Genomic DNA, 18,750 nt, shown 5'->3' with positions numbered 1-18,750 from the left:
GATAGTGGAGGGGTGACACAGTGTTCGCTTGAGGTCGGAGCTGGCCGTCAGACCGCGCCCCTCACCCCCCGCCCTCTCCCGGAGGGAGAGGGAGCCTGATCTCCATCGGCTTGAAGACTAGAGATCGACTCGGTATTTCTTTTGCCGCAGTTCGCACAGCCACCTCAATCAGTTCCCTCTCCCCCTGGGAGAGGGCTAGGGTGAGGGGCTTTTGCTCTTCGCCTTTCAGGAACCCTTGTTGCCCTTTTCGTGGGACGGGTCGTAAATCTTGGTCAGGTCCCCGCCGAGGCGGAAGGTCTTGAACGGTTGCATGTCGCGTTTTTTCTCGATCACATCCGGCGCGCAGGTGTAGAGCGTGCAGAACGGTTCGAGCCAGGCGAATTTCATGTCCTCTTTCAGGTCGGTCATGTCCTGCTTTTTGCCGTTCTTTTCTTCGAACTCGTCAGGGTCCTTCACGCCGGCCAACACCCGATCACCGAGACGCTTGAGCGCGCCGTTGTTTTCCTGACGCAGATCGACACCGTTGACCTGGGCGAAACTGGCGATCATCGCCAGCGGCGGCAGGGCGTAGTTGTGATAGGCGAGGGCGCGTTGCTGGCGCTTGAGTTCGTTAGGCAGGAAGCCGTCGGCGTCGACCTGGTTGACGCCAACCTTGTATTCCTTCACCGCCCAATCAAACAGGTCGCGGCGGTTGGTGGCGACGGCGGTCGCCATCACCGACCAGGCGGCCCAGTACGAGTGGTTGTTGGTTTTTTCCAGCGGCAGGTTGTCCCAGTCGCTGACCACCTGATCAGCCATTTTGCTGAACCAGGCTTCGATCAACTGCGCTTCCTGCTGATGCTGGGCCAGCGGATGCGAGTCGGAAAACTTCAGGCGAATGTACGACGAGGCCATGCTGCCCAGCGCCCATTTGCGCATCGACTTGCCGGTGTGGTTGAAGTCTTTGGACATCAACGCGTCAGCCTTGGCCCACGCGGTCAGCCAGTCGAGCGTGCATTCGAGCTGTTCCGGGCGACCGTCGCGCATGAACTGCATGACGCGCTTGGCGGTGCCGCGTTCCAGCGTGGTGATGTCTTTGGTGGTGTCGCGAAAGGCTTTTTCCGACTGCACGTTCAGCGTCGCGCGGGCCTTGTCCGAACCTTCGTATTTGCTGCGAAATTGCAGCGGACCGGTGTACGGCGCCGGCATCGCGTCGCAGCCATCGCTGTTGTCGCCGGTCTTGAATTTATCCACCGGGGCGAAGTAGCCCTGCGGTGGACGCAATGGCGCGGCAGCCTGAGTTGCCCCGGCGAACATCGCCAGGCTCAGGAGTGTCGGTGCCAACAGGTTTTTCAGTTTCGGATTTCGCATAGCAGACCTCATTGCCCGAGCTGCGCGGTCTGTTGACCAGCGCCCGGGAATACGTTGCGTTTGCAGATTTTCGCTTCGACTTTTTGTGGCGCGGCGTCAGGTCCGGCTTCAGGACCCTGGACTTCGACCGCCAGCAGGTTTTGCGAGGCCCAGTCTTCGTCCGTGCGCAGCTCAAAGGCGAAACGACCGTCGGTGTCGGAGGTTTCCGGTTTCTCGATCTTGATGTCCTCGTGGCGACCGTTCATGTACCAGAGGGTGGCTTGCAGGGTTTTCACCGAGGTGTCGGCGAAGCGGATGTCGACCTGATGGTTGGCGTTCTGCAGGTTCAGGTTCTTGCTGTTGACCAGCAGTTCTTGCTTGCTGCCCGGCTTCAGCGTGGCACTGGCGGACATCTGCGCGTCTTTGCCTTCGCAACCGTTATCGAGCAGCGCCATCATCTGGCGATAGATGGTTTCCTGATCGAGGCGATACAGCGGCGAGAATTCCCAGATGAGAATTTTCGGCGGGGTCTTCTGGAATTCTTCGCTGCCCAGGTACTGCAGCATCGAACCTTCGAAACCGCCGCCGGGGAAGGCCACGTTGAGGATGTCGGCGCCGATGGCTTCTTCGAGGAAACCGGCAAAGTTGTAGTTCTTGCCGCTGTGCGATGTACCGACCAGGGTGATCTGCGGATTGCCGGAATCGCCGAACAGGTCGCCGTCACCAGCCTCGCCTTTCGGCTCGGTGGTGAACTGGTCCATGTACTGGATCGCGTAGCTGGTGCCGCACAGTTGCCCGGCCATGTTGTGCAGAGTGCCGGTCTTGCCCATGCGTCCGGAGCGCTTGGTCTCGAATTCACGCTTGGGAATGTCGGCGAAGGCCGGGATCTGCTTGACCTTTTCGGCGACGATTTTTGCCGTGCGCTGGGCACCGTAAGGTGTCCAGTGTTGGTCGCCACGGAAGTAGAAATCGTGGGCGGGCAGGGTGTCCGGCAGCGATTCGTTGGTCAGTGGCGACAGGTCCGGCACCACGTAGCCCATCTTGGCGAAACGGCTGAGCATGGTCTTGTAGTTGCCCAGCGCTTTCTCGTAATCGAACGCGGCTTTTTCCTGCGGGTTGAGCTTGTTGCGGTTCACCAGGCCACGGGTCGGCTGGTAGACGATCACCAGCTCAACGCCTTTGCTCTTGAACGCATCGTGCAACTGTTGCAGGCGCTTGTAGCCGGCCGGCGTGGTGTTGAACTCGGTGCGCAGGTCTTCCTGGGTACGGAACAGCCAGTCGCCCTGGGCCTGTACCAGGGTGGTGAAGTTCTGCTGATAACGCGTGGTGTAGTTCTTCGCGTCATGTGCCGCCGGGCACAGGTTGCAGCACGGCTCGGCGGTGAACTTCGGTGGCGTGACGCTTGCGCCTTCAGCGTCGGCGCGAGCGTTGCCGGCAGCGAGAATGCCGAGGGTCAGGGCCGAGAGGCTGAGCAGTTTGATCATATGTGGGTGCATAAAAATTATCCTCAGTCCTGCAATTCGGTCTGGCGTTCGACAGGGTCGATCAGCACGGCTTTCTGCTGGCGCACCAACAGATCGAGAATTTCATCCTGGCGCTCGCCGAGGATGCCGTTGAAGCTGATCCCGCTGGACTTGGTCGGCGCCAGCATCGACACGCGATACAGCTCGACACTCAGCGGCGAGTCGATCGACAGCGGGCCGCTGCCATTGGCCGCCAGCTCGCCGCCGACGACGATCAGCGAAACCTGCGCGTCGAACGGGTCGAGCTTGATGTCACGGTCGGTGTCGGTCAGGTCCTTGATGTGGCCGTAGATACCGGTCAGGCCGTTGGTCATGGCAACGTTTTCGTAGAGGCGGATGTTCACGCTGTTACGGATACGAATGCCGTGACGGGTATTGCTGATGACCTTGTTGCCCCACAGCAGGTTGTCGGCAGACTCGTAGAGCGTGATGCCGTCGGTGTGGTTCTTGTAGATCTCGTTGTAGGCAATGATGTTGTTGACGCTGTTACGGTCGATCACCAGGCCCGACAACTTGTTGTCGAAACTCTTGTTGTTGAAGATGAAGCTGTCGTTGACCTCACGGGAAATAATGATCCCGTGCTTCTTCTTCGTGCCGTGAACGGTGTTCTCGGCAATGATCAGACGGTGCGAGCGGTCATGCGGGTCGATGCCGTAGACGATGTTGTCTTTGTAGGTGTTGCCCTTGACCACAAAGTCGCTGGTTTCGTAGCAGTAGAAGCCGTACCACATGTCCGAGAACTCGGAGCCGACGATCCAGCCGGTCGGTTCCGGGCGCTTGAGGACTTTGGCCATGTTCGGCGTGTACTGGGAAATACTCACCCCGTACGACTTACTGTTGGCGTAACCGAAACTGGCCATCTTGCTGTTGACGATGTAGGTCTCGGTGCCGCCCCAGGCGAGCAGGAACGGACGGAATTCCTTCGGCGAACGGAAGGTCGCCGGGCCGTTGTCCTTCTCGCGCCAGCCGGTGACTTTGGTGTCACGCACAAACAGTTTGCCGTCGTTGACCAGGAACGAACCGGCCTCTTGGGACAGGCGCAGTTCCTGGGTCTGACCATCGATTTCGAGGATGCCTTTCTCGCCGACCACGATCGGCAATTTGGCCAGGTACACGCCCGGGGACGTCTCGCTGAAATACTGCTTGGGCAGTTTTTTCGCCAGATCCTTGAGGTTCATGTAGCCGTCGTCGATGAAGATGGCCTGCGGGATGCCGTGCTGACGCACCACCCATTCGGCCATCTTGTTATCGCCGCCGATGAAGTCCTTCAGGGCGTTTTCCTGCATCATCCGGCGCACGCTGATCTTGCCCGGCTTGCTGCGCACGATCTTCGCGGCAGCGGCTTCGGCGGTGAAGCCGGAGAGGTCGGGCAGTGTCGGCTTGGCCAGTTTCAGTGCGTCGGTCGGCGCGCTGCTGACGGTGTAGGTCTTGGCCTGTTGCAGTTCTTTGGCCACGGTCGCAGGTTTCGCCGGTTCAACATTGGCGAAGGCGCCGGCGCTGGCCAGCAGCATCGCGCCGGCCAGCAGGCTGAGTGAGCCTGTTCTGGTGCTGATCATGTCGGGCACTCCCTTGGCGGTTTGCATCAGAAGCGCCAGATCACGTCAATGAATGCGCGGTGCATGTAGGAATCAACCTGGCTGCCGTAGGCATCGCCCGGTTTGAATACACCGCCACGGAAACGCACCAGTGCCGAAGGCTCGTCGATCGACTGGCTCAACGCCGCCGGCAACAGGCCTTGCTTGAAGTACTTGGTGACGACCAGGTCCATTTCCTGACCCAGGTCCTTGTTGCCATCTTCAAGCGGCAAGGATGTGCTGGAGAGGATTGCGCCGGTGACGTCGTCGGTGTTGTTTTCCACCGCATTGATGCCGTTGCTGCCGACCGGCTTGTTGCCGTCGACACGCCAGAACTTGTGGTAGATCAGGCTGGCGTCGTACTCGTCGTTGACCATCCACGAACCGAACAGGGTGGCGGTCTGCAAATTGTTCATTTCGCCACGGAACGCTTCGCCGAAACGGTGCACGCGCGAGCGGGTACCGGTGTAGTTGGAGCGGTTGCTCTCCAGACCGTTCTGCTCGTAATCGGCACTGGCGCGGGCGTAGGCACCGCCGACTTGCCACTGCGGATCGAGGCGCAGACGTACGCCGACGTCGGCTGCCCAGCCGCTGATGTCATCGCTGCGCTTGGCTTGTGTCGGGCGCGTGCCGTCGGCGTTCAGCGCATTGACCGTGTCGCGGTCGCCGCTCATGCCGGTGATGCTGCCCCAGTAGTTGACGGTGTTGGTGTTGCGCCAGTTGTAGGCGTCGCTGTCGGCAGTCAGGCCGATCCAGCTGATGTCGCCGTTCTCGGTCTTGTCCAGCGAATCGCGCGGGACGCCCGGCTCGGCGTAATCGAGTTTGCCGTCATCGTGAGTGTGGTGGCCGCGAATGCCGACCCACTGGCCCGGTGTCCACTGGTAAGCAGCGTCGGCGTAGGCGTGCAGGCGATCCTTGTCTTTCGGCGACAACTCTTTCAAGTCGGTGCGGTATTCGCTGAAGCGCTCGGCGACACCGGCGTTGGCCCGCAGCAGGGTGGTGTCGAAGGTCCAGTTCAGCGCTTCGATGTTGGTGTCGCGCCATTGGCCGTCGTCATTGCGCAGACGCTGGCGACCGAACTTGAGCATCTCGCCCGGGTACGGGGTGAGGCCGCTGTAGCCGACCCAGAACTCGCGCATCGCCAGGTAGTTCTTCTTGGTTTTGCGATCACTGTTGTCGGTGGCCTGTTCGCCGTCCGATTGCTGCAGGGTGTCGGTCTCGATGATGTCGGTCGAGGTCACCGCCTGACCCATCGCATAGGCGCTCCACGCGCCGCTTTCGCCGTAGATCCACGGACGCAGGTCGAGGCCCACGCCGTTGACATCGCCGCCGCCGGCAGTGCCGAGGTCACGGTCGTCTTCGGACTGGCCGGTGAGTTTCACTTCCAGACCGAAGTTCTTGCTTTCAGTCATCGCAGCCAGTGTCGGGCAAGACCAGAGCAGCGCGAAGGTGAGGCCAATACCGGCCTTCACGAATGGGTTCAGCTTCATAGTTTTTCCTCGCCGTCTTCTTCTTGCAGGGCGTGCAGTTGCAGCGTGTTCGAGTTCAGGGCGCCACGGCTGGCCTGTTCCTGTTGCAACAGGCGGCGGGCTTCGGGCAGGCGCTCGGGCGGCAGTTGCGCCTCGAGGGTCGCCGCCAGCTCATCGGCTTGCGGGGTGTTCTGCGCCTTGGCCAGTTGGCTGAACACGTAGGCATTCAGCGGATCGGGCTTGGTGCCCTTGCCTTGGGAGAACAACTGGGCGATGGCGAAGTCGGCACTGTTCTGGCCGTTGCGCGCAGCTGTCAGCAGATGGTCCAGAGCCTTCTGCGGATAGACCTTGCCCAGGTAGCCACGACGGTAGATCTGGCCGAGGTAGTAATCGGCGGCGACTTCGCGGCCGACGGCTTTCTGGAAATGTTCCTCGGCGACTTTCGCGTCGGCCGGGACCAGTTTGCCTTCGTAGTAGACCTTGCCCAGCAGCAGTTCGGCGCGCGGCTGGTCGGCAGCGCGGCCGTTGTCCAGGTACTTCATCATCTGGTCGACGTCGCCCAGTTCGGGGAAGTCGTAAAGCAATTGCGCGAGGGTGACCCACGACGCCGGGTAGCCCGGAGCGATCGGCTCGAGCAGCGCCTGCGCAGTTTTTTCGTCGGTCTTGCCCAAGGTCGAATCGGCCAGCACGCGGGCTACGGAGTCGACACGCTGCGCGGTGACGGTGCCACGGCTGTAACCGGCCTGCATCTGCTTGATCAGCTCGGCCTGTTGCTCCGGCTGGCCACGTTTCTGGTAAACGGTGGCGAGTTCGACGTAGCAGATGTCGGTGGTGTTGAGCGCGGCCTTGCAGATTTTTTCCACGTCATCCAGATGCTGGTCGTAGGTGCCCTGGGTGCGATACAGCAGCACCTGCGCCAGACCCGCTTCCGGGTAGCCCGACTTGCGCCATTGATCGATCTGCTGCTGAGTGTTGATGTTGGGGAAGCTGTGCGGGTATTGCAGATACAGCATCGCCAGCGGGATCAACGTGTTGCCTTCGCCATTGGCGGCGGCTTTTTTCAGCAGCGTTTCGGCTTCGTGGTGCTCGGCTTCGGTGGAGCCCGGCTTGGCCACCAGCAGACGACCCAGACGTGCCTGGGCACGCGGCGACACGCTGGCCGCTGCGCGGTAAGTCGCTTCGGCCTGTTTCATCTGCGCCGGGTCGCGGCTGTCGACCTGGATATCAGCCAGGCCTACTTGCGCCTCGCTGTAACCCAGATCGGCCAGTTGCTGGTAATTCTGCGCAGCGGTGGCGGTGTCGCCACGCTTGAGCGCTTCGTTGGCCAGACGCTGATCGGGCAGCCCGGCGCAACCGGCTAGAGAAACTGCTAGTGCCAGCGAGCACACCATCAATCCCATGTGGGAGCGAGCCTGCTCGCGAAGCAGTCGACTCGGTACTTCAGACAAACCGCGCTGGCCCTTTCGCGAGCAGGCTCGCTCCCCCAGGGTCGGCGGTGTGTTCAAGTTATGCGTAGTCACAGGCATGTCCTCGACTTAAAGACCGGCAGCCATGGCTTTGTCGATCAGCCAGTTCAGGTTCGGGCCACGGTCGCTGTTCACTTCCACCGGGCGGCCGGCCAGGCTGCTGTCGAGCGGCTCGTCAGGCTGGATCTGTACGCGGATGTCGGAGGACAGGTCGGCGCTCTTCAGGCTGGTGCTGCTGACGATCTTGCCGGTGCGGGTCTTGTCTTCGCCGGCGATCTGGAAGCTCACCGGTGTGCCCGGACGCACGTCGCCGAACTGGCGATAGGAGAAGCGTGCTTCAACGTTGGCCTGGGTGTTGCGCGGCACCAGTTGGAAGATCACGTCGCCCTTGCTCGCGTACTGCCCGTCAGCCACCAGTTGCTGGGCCACGGTGCAGTCGCACGGCGAAGTCAGGGTGCCGGTCATTTGCTTGCCGAACAGTTCTTCGACCTTGGCCGGGGCCAGTTGGTCTTCGGCCAGATGGCCCTTGAGTACGTCGAGCATGCTGGTGCTGAAGGTCGCCAGCGGTGCGCCTTTGGCGGCAACGCCGTCGGACTTGACCAGGCTTTGTACGGTGCCGTCGCGCGGCATGGTGATGTTCATCCCTGGCACGCTGACCAGACCGGCCTGGGCGTGGCTGACGAAGTACATGCCGTACACCGACTTGAAGATGAAGCCGGCAGCGACCAGGCCAACGGCGAAAATACCGGCGCTGAAGGTCACGGCTTTCAGGCGGCCGAACGGGGTCATGCCGGTGTCGTTGGTCTTGTTCTTGCGCGCCTTGGTGAAGTTGTCGCGCTGCAGGGTCGCCAGCACTTCGCCGATGCTGACGATGTCGCCGGCCAGGTGCGAAGTGATCAGGTGGCGCAGGGTGGAAATGTCCTGCGGTTCGAGGTTCTGGAACTGGCAGCCGGCGCGGCCGGTGGCGCGATCGAAAGAACGCACCTGCAGTTCAACGTCCATGGCCAGGCCGAGGTTGTCGATGACAAATTGCAGACGCGCCTTGTACACCTCGCCGATGGTCAGCGGCATCTGCCCGGCGTTGAACGCCAGTCCGCCAGCCGACAGATCGAGGACCCGCGCTTCGAGCGGCGTCCGGTCAGGGCCGAAGAAACGCAGCTTGGCCGGGATTTTCACGCGAGCGTGCTGGCGCTGGGCTTCGGATTCATGCACTACGTTGACGTTGACGGCGGTATTCATAGGGGCGATTTCCTTGTTAATTCAATAGGAGCGGGTCAGACCATCATCAGCAGCACGGCGACAAAAATGCTGCCGGCGGAGAAGGTCATGGTCCGAGACGACCAGGTGTTGAACCAACGTTGAAAGCTGGCGAGATCACGGGTCAGGGATGTGGGCTGGCGAGTCCAGGATTGTTGGTCGAGGCGGAAGAACACGTAGATCTTCACCAAGGCGCCAACGATCTGGTTGTAATACAGAATCGCCGGGTAAGCAGGGCCGATGCGGTGGCCGGAACACGACAGCAACAGCGTCAGGATCAGGCGGGTGATGCCGATCCACAGCAGGTACACGAGGATGAATGCGGTGCCGTACTTGAAGCTGGCGATCAGTGCGACGGTCAGGCCGAGCAGCGAAGTCCACATCGACACGCGCTGGTCGAACAGCACCACCGAGGTGAACGCGCCGAGGCGACGGATACCCAGACCCAGTGCACGAGAGTTCTGGCGCAGGTTGTTGCCGTACCAGCGGAACATCAGCTTGCGGCTGGCCTTGATGAAGCTCTTTTCCGGCGGATGCTCAACGGTGTTGATCGCGGCGTCCGGCACGTAGAAGGTGTCGTAACCCAGGCGCATCAGGCTGAACCAGCTCGACTTGTCGTCGCCGGTCAGGAACTTGAAGCGGCCCAGACGCCAGTGTTGCAGCGAGTCGCTTTCAACGTCGGCGATGAATTCCGGATTGGTCACCACGGAGGCTTTGAACACCGACATCCGACCGGTCATGGTCAGTACGCGCTTGGACAGGGCCATCGAGCACATGTTGATGTGGCGCTGGGCGAAACGCAGCTTGTGCCATTCGCTCATGATGTAGCCGCCGCGCACTTCGCAGAACTCGTTGGTGGTCAGGCCGCCGACATTGCCGAACAGCTGGAACCACGGCACGGTCTTGCGCACGACGCCTTCGCCGAGCACGGTGTCGCCGTCGATCACGGCCACCACGGCACGGTCGTCCGGCAGGTGACGGGAGATCGCGCGGAAACCGAAGGCCAGACCATCGCGCTTGCCGGTACCGGGAATACGCACGAAGTCGAGCTTGACCCGCTCCGGCGGATTCATCCGCGCCCACAGCGCCTTGACCAGCAGCTCGTCGGACATTTCCACGATCGAGCAGACAATGGTGGTCGGCAGTTCGCAGTCGATGGCTTCGCGGATCACCGAGCTGTAGACCTGCGCGGTGGTCAGCGCGTCAATACGAAAGCTGGTGACCATCAGAAACACATGCGACGGATCGGCCGCTTTACCCAGCTTGCGTACTTTGCGACGCAAGTGCGGGTAAACGATGTAGAGAAAAATCATGCCGCGCACAAAGTGCGTTGCACCCATCGAGTAGCGCCAGATACCCACGGCGCCAATCAGGAAAATGAAGTCCTTCGACTCGGAGTCGAATGTGGACGTGGGCAGCATCAAGGCCAGGCCCATCAGCAGACTGAGATAAAAAAGCCAGCCGGCTGAGTGCAGAAAAAAATGTTTGAGCTTGGTCATAACCGTCATCCGAAGGTGATGGAGGCTTCAAGCCGCAAGCGTGTTGCCTTTGCTTGCGGCTTGAAGCTTGAGGCTTGCCTTACCAGCAAATGCCTTCGGTGCGGCTACCGGCGCTGGTGGGCTTGGCCATGAAGCCCACCAGGTCGATGACTTGCTTGCCGTGCGGCGCTTCCTGGGCCAGCGAACGGAATTTCTCGTCGCGGTTGCCGAGGATGATCACGTCGGAGTTGTCGATCACCGAGTCGAAGTCGGAGTTGAGCAGGGACGATACGTGCGGAATCTTCGATTCGATGTAGTCCTTGTTCGCACCGTGGACACGGGCGTATTCGACGTTGCTGTCGTAGATGCTCAGGTCGTAACCCTTGCCGATCAGCATTTCCGCCAGTTCGACCAGCGGGCTTTCGCGCAGGTCGTCGGTGCCGGCCTTGAAGCTCAGACCGAGCAGGGCGACTTTGCGTTTTTCATGGCTTTCAACGATGTCGAAAGCGTTCTGCACTTGCGATTCGTTACTGCGCATCAGCGAGTTGAGCAGCGGCGCCTCGACGTCCAGGGAACCGGCGCGGTAGGTCAGCGCACGTACGTCTTTGGGTAGGCACGAACCGCCGAAGGCGAAGCCCGGGCGCATGTAGTACTGGGACAGGTTCAGGGTCTTGTCCTGGCAGACTACGTCCATCACTTCACGACCATCGACGCCGACCGCTTTGGCGATGTTGCCGATCTCGTTGGCGAAGGTCACTTTGGTCGCGTGCCAGACGTTGCAGGTGTACTTGATCATCTCGGCAACGGCGATGTCCTTGCGGATGATCGGTGCGTCGAGTTCTTCGTACAGCGATTGCAGAACGTCGCCCGAGGCGGTATCGAACTCGCCGATTACGGTCATCGGTGGGTGATCGTAGTCGGCAATGGCGGTGGATTCGCGGAGGAATTCCGGGTTGACCGCTACGCCAAAATCGACGCCAGCCTTCTTGCCCGAGCAGTCTTCCAGAATCGGGATGACCACGTTGGCCACGGTGCCTGGCAACACTGTGCTGCGCACGACGATGGTGTGACGGGTGGTTTTTTCACGCAGGACAAAACCGATCTCGCGGCACACGGCCTCGATGTAGTTCAGTTCCAGGTCGCCGTTCTTTTTGCTCGGCGTGCCGACGCAGATCATCGACAGGTCGGTATCACGAATCGCCTCGGCGAAGTTGGTCGTACCGCGCAGACGAGCGGTCTGGACTCCCTGTTGCAGCAGTTCGCCCAAGCCCGGTTCTACAATCGGCGATTTGCCGGCGTTAATCATGTCGATCTTGTCTTTGGCAACATCGACGCCAACTACGTCATGGCCCCGTGCAGACAGGCAACCGGCACATACTGCGCCAACGTAACCCAAACCAAATATGCTGATGCGCATCGCAATTACCTCTGTATATATCAGGCCTTAGAGGCCGGAGTTAATGGTGTTCAGCGGTCACTAGTGCACTCGGAAGTGCGGCTTACAGGCGCAACAATGCCGTGTGCAGGCATACAAAGTTCCGAGTGTCTAATAAGTGCACTCAAGATGTGCGCAACTAGGCCTTGTTGTTATGACTTGCCCTGTTATGCAGCCGATCTTCCGTGCGGGAAGACTCTAGTGCAGTCGTGTAGCCTGCTCGACGTCCGGTAGGGAGCCGGTAAATCAAGCAGTTAGGTGCTCAGGCGAGCACGTTTATAGGGGCGCGGCCTTGGCCTTTGTAGGGGATATTAATGGTGCGTATCTCCTGTCCTTCGATTGTTTTGAGACTAGTTAGTCACTCAGGCAAGTTGCTGTGACAACTTGGTTACATGGCTATCAGCTCTGCGTAAGTTATCTCGTACAAACTCGGCGAGAATCGTTACCGGTGGTATGAGCAACGCATTTGGACATAGTTCCAGCCCGCTCATCGTGCCAGCCGAAATTTTTTGAAATATTGATGAAGATGGCACTGGGTGCAAATTGATAGCACTAACGATTTCGCCCTTTAATTATCGGGGCGAAACCGGGGCCGATAGTTTTGTGCCACTACGGGTAAAAAATTTAGGTGCCACTACTGAAAAAAAACTTCAGTGTCGAGTGAAACTAAAATTAGAAAATAGAGTGTGGTTTTATTGGCGCCATGAATTTGGCGATATGTCGCGGGGGGATTTTGACTTCGGGCGGACTGCACGACTCCTGACGAAAAGAGTCGTGCAAAGGGCATGCTTTATTCCGGGGCGTGGTCGCGCAAAAACACCAGGTTGTCGGGTTTCGACTGCTCGGCGCTGTAGCGATAACCCTGTACATCGAATTGCTTGAGCTGAGCCGGGTCGTTGATGCGTTCCTGGATAACAAAACGGCTCATCAGACCGCGCGCTTTCTTCGCGTAGAAACTGATGATCTTGTACTGACCGTTCTTCTGATCCTTGAACTCGGTGTTGATGATCCGCGCCTTCAACGCGCTGCGCTTGACCGCGGAAAAGTATTCGTTGGATGCAAGGTTGAGCAGTACGTCATCGCCTTGCTCGGCCAGCGCTTCGTTCAGCCACTCGCTGATGCGCGTGCCCCAGAACGCATACAGATCCTTGCCACGGGCGTTGGCCAGTTTGGTGCCCATTTCCAGGCGATAGGGTTGCATCAGGTCCAGCGGCCGCAGCAGGCCATAAAGGCCAGAGAGCATGCGCAGGTGCTTTTGCGCGTAATCGAATTGCGCCTCGCTGAAGGATTGCGCGTCGAGGCCGGTGTACACATCACCCTTGAAGGCGAGCAGCGCCTGCTTGGCGTTCTCTGGGGTGAAGGCGGGTGTCCAGCTGCCGAAACGCGCGGCGTTGAGGCCACCGATCTTGTCGGACACGTGCATCAACTCGCTGATCTGCGCCGGACTCAGCTCGCGCAACTGCTGGATCAATTCCTGGGAATGGTCGAGGTACTGCGGCTGGGTGAAGCGCTGGGTCGCCGGCGGTGTTTCGTAGTCGAGGGTCTTGGCGGGGGAAATCACCATCAGCATGAAGTCGTCTCCTTTAATCGTGGGGGCGATTCTAGGGGGTTGTTCTTGTTGACTCCAGCTATGGGGGTTATAGGTCGGTGCAAGTGCCGGGATTTGCGACGGTTGGTGGATTTTACCCTCACCCCAGCCCTCTCCCAGAGGGAGAGGGGGCCGATGTTCGCTGGATTCAAATTTGAGTTCGACTCGATAGCTCAGGTAGACGGATATCGAAAGAACCGCTCGGTCAGCTCCCTCTCCCTCTGGGAGAGGGCTGGGGTGAGGGTGACGACCTTGAATCTTGCACATCAGCTATAGTGCCGCGCGGGTTTTGTTATGGAGACATCCCTTTGCGCATTGTTCTTATATTCACCGCGTGGCTGCTGAGCTTCGGCGCCATGGCGGCGCCCGGCGACGCGGCGACGCTGGATCGCACGACCTGGCCGGAGCAGCTCAGCAATCCGACCCTGTTCGACGTCGCGTCGCGGGCGGAAATCCTCATGTTCGCTCGCGGCCTGCTCGGCACCGAGTCCATCGACGAGGCGGCACTGGCCCAGCGCCTGGGCCTGCGCACGGTCAATATCGATGCGGTCAATCAGCTGCGCCAGCGCCTCTGGCAGCGCTTGCTCGCCAACTACAACCACGCCCAGCAAAGCTGCGATCAGGACGCCTCGTTCTGCTTCCTCGTCGAAGACCTGCCGACCCTGCGCGAGCAGGCGGCCAAGTTCGTGGTCAGCGACGACAGCTATTACACCAAATGGGCCGAGCCGAGCCGGATCTTCCATCTGCAGTACCTCGACGAGCTGATGCGCAAGGCGGCGCTGTCGCCGCAAACCAGTAACGAATTCGATCGTTTCGGCGACTACGAGCGCAACGGCGACGACATGCACGACCGGCTGTTTCTGCTGACGTTCGACAGCGCCGCCAACGTGCAACCGGACAACACCGACTGGCTGGCCGAGTACCTGCGCAAATCGAACCTGAGCGGGACATTCTTTGTCCTGGGCAAGGATATTCAGGCACGACTCGCCGGCCGTTCGGTCAGCAGTCTGCAGGCGAGTTTCTCCCGGCAGTGCGTGGGCGTGCAGGGCTGGGAGTTCCGCTCCCACAGCCATTGGCAGGACTGGCAGGATTCGGTACGGCGCAGCGCCGATCTGGTGAAGAACAAACTGCCGGAAAACTACGTGCCGCTATTCCGTCCGCCGGATGGCCAGCGCCGCAGTGACGCGCAAGGTTTTTTCAATAGCCAGGGCCTGCAAGTGGCACTGTGGGACATCGATGCCCAGGACGGTGCCGGCAAGCTCAAGGGGCCGGCCAGCGCGCAGCGAGTGTTGACCCTGATGCTGCTGTGGCGGCACGGGGTGATCAATTTCAACATGAAACAGGATGCGGTGAAGACGTCGCTGCCGTGGCTGATCACCCAGACTGCGCAGAGCGGCATTGGCTGGGAAGACTGTCAGGACGCGTTTCGTTGAGAAACGACAAAAAGCCCGGAAACATTGGGCTTGGGGTAATTTTCAGGAGGAATTCGATGCAGGCGGACTTCCGACTTTAGCGGGGTACGGGGAGTCCGCCAAGGGCTTTTCGTCACTCTGCAAAATAAACTTAAAAAAACCGTCAAAGTGCTTTTTTATGTCATCGGTTTTGGAGTATTACGAAGACAGACCGCCGAAACCTGCAACACAGGTGGCGTCTTCCCAGACTCCTATTGTGTGCAGCTCATCCAGGCCCTCGTGGATGAATTCGGCAGTCACCTCGAGGCGCAGCACTGTCAAGGTATTGCGTCGAATGGCTCCCACAAAGGTGACCGAGTATGGATGATCACGGACGCAGCCCTTCCTCCAACCAGCCAATCCTGTATGTACTCGATACCAACGTATTGATTCACGATCCAAATGCCCTGCTGAATTTCGAAGAACACCACGTCGCCATCCCGATGACCGTGCTGGAAGAGCTGGACAAGCTCAAGAGCGGCCATCACAGCGTGGCCGCCGAATGCCGTCAGGCGATCCGCCTGATCGACAAGACGCTGGGCGATGCGTCCCCCGAGGACGTCGAACTGGGTGTGCCGATCCAGCGCGGCAAGGGCGGGCCGAAAGGCTTGCTGTCAATTCTGATGAGCAAACAGGCCGAGTCGAACCTGATTCTGCCCGAGCACCTGAACGACAACAAAATCATCAACCAACTGATTGATCTGCATACCCGCGATCCGCAAAAACCGGTGGTGCTGGTCACCAAAGACATCAACATGCGCCTCAAGGCGCGCGCCTGTGGCATCGACGCCGAGGACTACAGCACCGACCAGTTGGTCGATGACGTGTCCCTGCTGCCCAACGGCTACCACAACATGACTGGCTCCTTCTGGGACCGCGTGAGCAAGGTCGAAACCCGTCAGGACCACGGCCGCACCTGGCATCAGGTGCAACTGATCGACAACCTGCCGGCCGTGCACATCAACGAGTTCATCATCGACGAGCAGGGCTTTGTCGGCTGGATCAAGGAAATCCAGGAAGACCGCCTGCTGATCCTCGACCTGCACCAGGAACCGCTGCTGCATCAGGAGGCCTGGGGCCTGAAGCCGCGCGACATCTATCAGAGTCTGGCGCTGTATGCGTTGCTTGACCCGGACATTCATCTGGTCAACCTGTCTGGCGCCGCCGGTTCCGGTAAGACCATTCTGGCGCTGGCCGCTGCGATCGAGCAGACCATGGTTAGCAAGCGTTACCGCCGCATCATCGCCACCCGCAGCGTGCAGGGCCTGGACCAGGAAATCGGTTTCCTGCCCGGCACCGAAGCGGAGAAAATGGAGCCTTGGCTGGGCGCCATCACCGACAACCTCGAAGCCTTGCACATGGATGACGAAAACACCCATGGCAGCGTCGACTACATCCTCAGCAAAGTGCCGTTGCAGTTCAAATCGCTCAACTACATTCGCGGTCGCAGCTTCCAGCAGAGCCTGATCCTGATCGACGAATGCCAGAACCTCACGCCGCACCAGATGAAAACCATCATCACCCGTGCCGGCGCCGGTTCCAAAGTGGTGTGCCTGGGCAACCTGGCGCAGATCGACACCCCGTACCTGTCCGCGACCAGCTCCGGGCTGACCTACCTGACCGAACGCTTCAAGGATTTCCCCAACGGTGTGCACATCACCCTGCAAGGGGTGCCTCGCTCGATCCTGGCCGAATACGCCGAATCGCATCTGTAACCTCTCACCCAGAACCGGGCGGCCAATCGGCCGCCCGGTTTTTTTATGGATAAATGCATATCTCCTGTGGGAGCGAGCCTGCTCGCGAATGCGGCGTATCAGTCGACATCTATAGTGAATCTGAATCCGCTTTCGCGAGCAGGCTCGCTCCCACAGGGGGCAACGGTGATTTCATAATCAGTGATGCGGATATCTGACCCACAGGTTTACAATCCACGCCCCTGATCAGGAGTAATCCCGTGCTGACTCATCTCGATTCCCAAGGTCGCGCCAACATGGTAGACGTCACTGAAAAAGCCGTGACGTTCCGTGAAGCGACGGCTCAAGCGCTGGTGCGCATGCTCCCTGAAACCCTGCAGATGATCGTCAGCGGCGGCCACCCCAAGGGCGATGTGTTCGCCGTGGCGCGCATTGCCGGGATTCAGGCGGCGAAGAAAACCAGCGATCTCATTCCCCTGTGCCATCCGCTGATGCTGACTGGCGTCAAAGTCGAACTCAGCGCCGAGGGTGAGGACAGCGTGCGTATCGTCGCCCGCTGCAAGTTGTCCGGGCAGACCGGTGTCGAGATGGAAGCGCTGACCGCCGCCAGCGTCGCCGCCCTGACCATTTACGACATGTGCAAAGCTGTCGACCGTGGCATGACCATCGAAAGCGTGCGGCTGCTGGAGAAAGTCGGCGGCAAGAGCGGCCACTTCCAGGCGGAGCAGCCATGAAACTGACGGTGAAATTTTTTGCCCGCTACCGTGAAGCGCTGGGCGTGGATTCGGTTGCGGTTGAAGGCGATTTCGCCACCGTCGATGACGTTCGGGCACTGTTGGCAGAACGTGATGGCGCCGAAGTGCTGAGCGAGCAGAACCTGATGTGCGCACGCAACGAAGACCTCTGCCAGCTCGACGAGCCAGTTGTCGATGGTGATGAAGTGGCGTTTTTCCCCACCGTGACCGGAGGCTGAACATGGCGATTCGCGTGCAGGCCACGCCGTTCGATCCGGGCGCTGAAGTCAATGCGATGCACGCGGCCAATGTCGGTGTGGGCGCGGTGGTGAGCTTTGTCGGTTATATGCGCGACTTCAACGACGGGCTCGACGTGGCCGGGATGTTCCTCGAACACTATCCGGGCATGACCGAAAAGGCCCTCGGCAAGATCGCTGTCGAAGCCGAGCAGCGCTGGCCGCTGTTGAAACTGGAAGTGCTGCATCGCATTGGCGCGCTGGAACCGGGCGAACCGATCGTCTTCGTCGGCGCCGCCAGCGCCCATCGCCAGGCCGCGTTCGATGCCTGCGCCTTCGTCATGGACTACCTGAAAACCCGCGCGCCGTTCTGGAAGAAAGAAAATACCAGCGATGGACCACGTTGGGTCGAAGGGCGGGACAGTGATCATGCCGCCGCCGATCGCTGGAAGAAGTAATTCCTGTAGCGCCCTCCAGTCAGTCTTCGCGAGCAGGCTCGCTCCCACAATTGGAATGCGTTCCCCTGTGGGAGCGAGCCTGCTCGCGAAGTCATCATCTGCGACACCGAAAATCCTTCCTTCTCTACCCGATTGACGATTTGTACCTGAGAGTCCAGTATGGATTTCCAAGTATAAAAAAACTTCTGTCTTGCAGCTATCAGCTTGCCGCTTGTAGCTGCTCTTCTTCGCCAAACCAACAACAACCCGCGAGAGAACGAACATGAAGAAACTCCCCCTCATCACCGGTCTGGCCCTCAGCCTGTTGGCCACCGCCAGCGTCTTTGCCGCCGAGAAAACCCTGCGCATCGGTATCGAAGCGGCTTACCCGCCGTTCGCGTCGAAAACCGATAAAGGTGAAATCGTCGGTTTTGACTACGACATCGGCAATGCCCTGTGTGCGCAGATGAAGGTCAAGTGCGTGTGGGTTGAAGGTGAGTTCGACGGGCTGATTCCTTCGCTGAAAGTGAAGAAGATCGACATGGCGCTGTCGTCGATGACCATCAATGAAGATCGCAAGAAGTCGGTGGATTTCAGCCACAAGTATTACTTCACTTCTTCGCGTCTGGTCATGAAGGAAGGCGCTACGGTGGATGATCAGTACGCCAGCCTCAAAGGCAAGAACGTCGGCGTGCAGCGCGCGACCACCACTGATCGTTACGCCACCGAGGTGTTCGAACCCAAGGGCATCAACGTCAAGCGCTACGGCAACAACGAAGAGATCTACATGGACCTGGCGGCGGGGCGCCTTGATGCGATTTTTGCCGACACCATTCCGCTCAATGACTTCCTGTCGATGCCGCGTGGCAAGGGTTACGCGTTTGTCGGGCCGGAGCTGAAGGATCCGAAGTACGTCGGCGAGGGCGCGGGGATTGCCGTGCGCAAGGGCAACGGTGAACTGGTCAGCCAGTTGAACAGCGCCATCGACGGGATTCGCGCGAATGGCGAGTACCAGAAGATTTCCGAGAAGTATTTCAAGACCGATATCTACGGCGATTGATCAAGCGCTTTCGCGAGCA

General features: G+C 59.7%; 15 protein-coding genes. 6 read left to right on the top strand and 9 right to left on the bottom strand.

Going from position 1 to position 18,750, the window contains the following annotated elements:
- Window positions 1–225 precede the first annotated feature (225 nt).
- The 9 genes from D8U82_RS02000 to yaaA form a co-directional block, all read right to left on the bottom strand.
- Complete coding sequence (locus tag D8U82_RS02000; RefSeq protein WP_130901549.1) at window positions 226–1,350, bottom strand: mannuronate-specific alginate lyase; 1,125 nt, start codon at window positions 1,348–1,350, stop codon at window positions 226–228.
- A gap of 8 nt (window positions 1,351–1,358) precedes the next feature.
- Window positions 1,359–2,825, bottom strand: a complete 1,467-nt coding sequence (locus D8U82_RS01995) for an alginate O-acetyltransferase (protein ID WP_130887019.1) — start codon at window positions 2,823–2,825, stop codon at window positions 1,359–1,361.
- 11 nt (window positions 2,826–2,836) lie between these two features.
- Window positions 2,837–4,408, bottom strand: coding sequence for a mannuronan 5-epimerase AlgG (gene algG / locus D8U82_RS01990; RefSeq protein ID WP_051600606.1), 1,572 nt, complete (start codon window positions 4,406–4,408; stop codon window positions 2,837–2,839).
- Between the two features lie 26 nt (window positions 4,409–4,434).
- Complete coding sequence (locus D8U82_RS01985; protein ID WP_130901548.1) at window positions 4,435–5,916, bottom strand: alginate export family protein; 1,482 nt, start codon at window positions 5,914–5,916, stop codon at window positions 4,435–4,437.
- Window positions 5,913–7,421: an alginate biosynthesis TPR repeat lipoprotein AlgK gene (gene algK, locus D8U82_RS01980; protein ID WP_177434097.1), complete on the bottom strand. Its 1,509-nt coding sequence runs from the start codon at window positions 7,419–7,421 to the stop codon at window positions 5,913–5,915. Before algK ends, D8U82_RS01985 begins: the two co-directional genes overlap by 4 nt.
- Window positions 7,422–7,430: 9 nt before the next feature.
- On the bottom strand, window positions 7,431–8,600 hold the full coding sequence (locus D8U82_RS01975) for an alginate biosynthesis protein Alg44 (RefSeq protein WP_024011680.1): 1,170 nt from the start codon (window positions 8,598–8,600) through the stop codon (window positions 7,431–7,433).
- Between the two features lie 35 nt (window positions 8,601–8,635).
- Entirely contained in the window at window positions 8,636–10,117 is a 1,482-nt protein-coding gene (gene alg8 / locus D8U82_RS01970; RefSeq protein WP_177434096.1) for a mannuronan synthase, read from the bottom strand.
- 79 nt (window positions 10,118–10,196) lie between these two features.
- Window positions 10,197–11,513, bottom strand: a complete 1,317-nt coding sequence (locus D8U82_RS01965; protein ID WP_130901545.1) for a UDP-glucose/GDP-mannose dehydrogenase family protein — start codon at window positions 11,511–11,513, stop codon at window positions 10,197–10,199.
- An 808-nt stretch (window positions 11,514–12,321) separates the two neighbouring features.
- Window positions 12,322–13,101, bottom strand: coding sequence for a peroxide stress protein YaaA (yaaA, locus tag D8U82_RS01960; protein WP_016771594.1), 780 nt, complete (start codon window positions 13,099–13,101; stop codon window positions 12,322–12,324).
- A gap of 326 nt (window positions 13,102–13,427) precedes the next feature.
- On the opposite strand from yaaA, the gene D8U82_RS01955 reads away from it, so the two are divergent.
- The 6 genes from D8U82_RS01955 (at window position 13,428) to D8U82_RS01930 (ending at window position 18,731) form a co-directional block, all read left to right on the top strand.
- A complete protein-coding gene (locus D8U82_RS01955; protein WP_130887018.1) occupies window positions 13,428–14,552 on the top strand; it encodes a polysaccharide deacetylase family protein in 1,125 nt (374 codons plus the stop codon).
- A gap of 338 nt (window positions 14,553–14,890) precedes the next feature.
- Window positions 14,891–16,285: a PhoH family protein gene (locus D8U82_RS01950; protein ID WP_024011685.1), complete on the top strand. Its 1,395-nt coding sequence runs from the start codon at window positions 14,891–14,893 to the stop codon at window positions 16,283–16,285.
- 239 nt (window positions 16,286–16,524) lie between these two features.
- Entirely contained in the window at window positions 16,525–16,998 is a 474-nt protein-coding gene (gene moaC / locus D8U82_RS01945) for a cyclic pyranopterin monophosphate synthase MoaC (protein WP_008080206.1), read from the top strand.
- Window positions 16,995–17,237 carry a MoaD/ThiS family protein gene (locus tag D8U82_RS01940; RefSeq protein ID WP_024011686.1) on the top strand — a complete coding sequence of 81 codons (243 nt, stop codon included), beginning with the start codon at window positions 16,995–16,997 and terminating at the stop codon, window positions 17,235–17,237. Before moaC ends, D8U82_RS01940 begins: the two co-directional genes overlap by 4 nt.
- A gap of 2 nt (window positions 17,238–17,239) precedes the next feature.
- Window positions 17,240–17,692, top strand: a complete 453-nt coding sequence (moaE, locus tag D8U82_RS01935) for a molybdopterin synthase catalytic subunit MoaE (RefSeq protein WP_130901544.1) — start codon at window positions 17,240–17,242, stop codon at window positions 17,690–17,692.
- Window positions 17,693–17,954: 262 nt separating this feature from the next.
- A complete protein-coding gene (locus tag D8U82_RS01930; RefSeq protein ID WP_125927512.1) occupies window positions 17,955–18,731 on the top strand; it encodes an ABC transporter substrate-binding protein in 777 nt (258 codons plus the stop codon).
- The last annotated feature ends 19 nt before the right edge of the window (window positions 18,732–18,750 follow it).

Source organism: Pseudomonas sp. Sample_23 (assembly GCF_004307595.1).
Lineage (GTDB): Bacteria > Pseudomonadota > Gammaproteobacteria > Pseudomonadales > Pseudomonadaceae > Aquipseudomonas > Aquipseudomonas atacamensis.
Note: the sequence above shows the minus strand (reverse complement) of the source record. Positions and strands in the feature narration are given on the sequence as shown.

Excerpts from the sequence above, each read along its gene's own strand:
- D8U82_RS02000 (WP_130901549.1), bottom strand. The coding sequence starts at position 1,350 with ATGCGAAATCCGAAACTGAAAAACCTGTTGGCACCGACACTCCTGAGC.
- D8U82_RS01985 (WP_130901548.1), bottom strand. The coding sequence starts at position 5,916 with ATGAAGCTGAACCCATTCGTGAAGGCCGGTATTGGCCTCACCTTCGCG.
- D8U82_RS01995 (WP_130887019.1), bottom strand. The coding sequence starts at position 2,825 with ATGCACCCACATATGATCAAACTGCTCAGCCTCTCGGCCCTGACCCTC.
- D8U82_RS01950 (WP_024011685.1), top strand. The coding sequence starts at position 14,891 with ATGGATGATCACGGACGCAGCCCTTCCTCCAACCAGCCAATCCTGTAT.
- moaE (WP_130901544.1), top strand. The coding sequence starts at position 17,240 with ATGGCGATTCGCGTGCAGGCCACGCCGTTCGATCCGGGCGCTGAAGTC.
- yaaA (WP_016771594.1), bottom strand. The coding sequence starts at position 13,101 with ATGCTGATGGTGATTTCCCCCGCCAAGACCCTCGACTACGAAACACCG.
- D8U82_RS01965 (WP_130901545.1), bottom strand. The coding sequence starts at position 11,513 with ATGCGCATCAGCATATTTGGTTTGGGTTACGTTGGCGCAGTATGTGCC.
- D8U82_RS01930 (WP_125927512.1), top strand. The coding sequence starts at position 17,955 with ATGAAGAAACTCCCCCTCATCACCGGTCTGGCCCTCAGCCTGTTGGCC.
- alg8 (WP_177434096.1), bottom strand. The coding sequence starts at position 10,117 with ATGACCAAGCTCAAACATTTTTTTCTGCACTCAGCCGGCTGGCTTTTT.
- D8U82_RS01940 (WP_024011686.1), top strand. The coding sequence starts at position 16,995 with ATGAAACTGACGGTGAAATTTTTTGCCCGCTACCGTGAAGCGCTGGGC.
- D8U82_RS01975 (WP_024011680.1), bottom strand. The coding sequence starts at position 8,600 with ATGAATACCGCCGTCAACGTCAACGTAGTGCATGAATCCGAAGCCCAG.
- algK (WP_177434097.1), bottom strand. The coding sequence starts at position 7,421 with ATGCCTGTGACTACGCATAACTTGAACACACCGCCGACCCTGGGGGAG.
- algG (WP_051600606.1), bottom strand. The coding sequence starts at position 4,408 with ATGATCAGCACCAGAACAGGCTCACTCAGCCTGCTGGCCGGCGCGATG.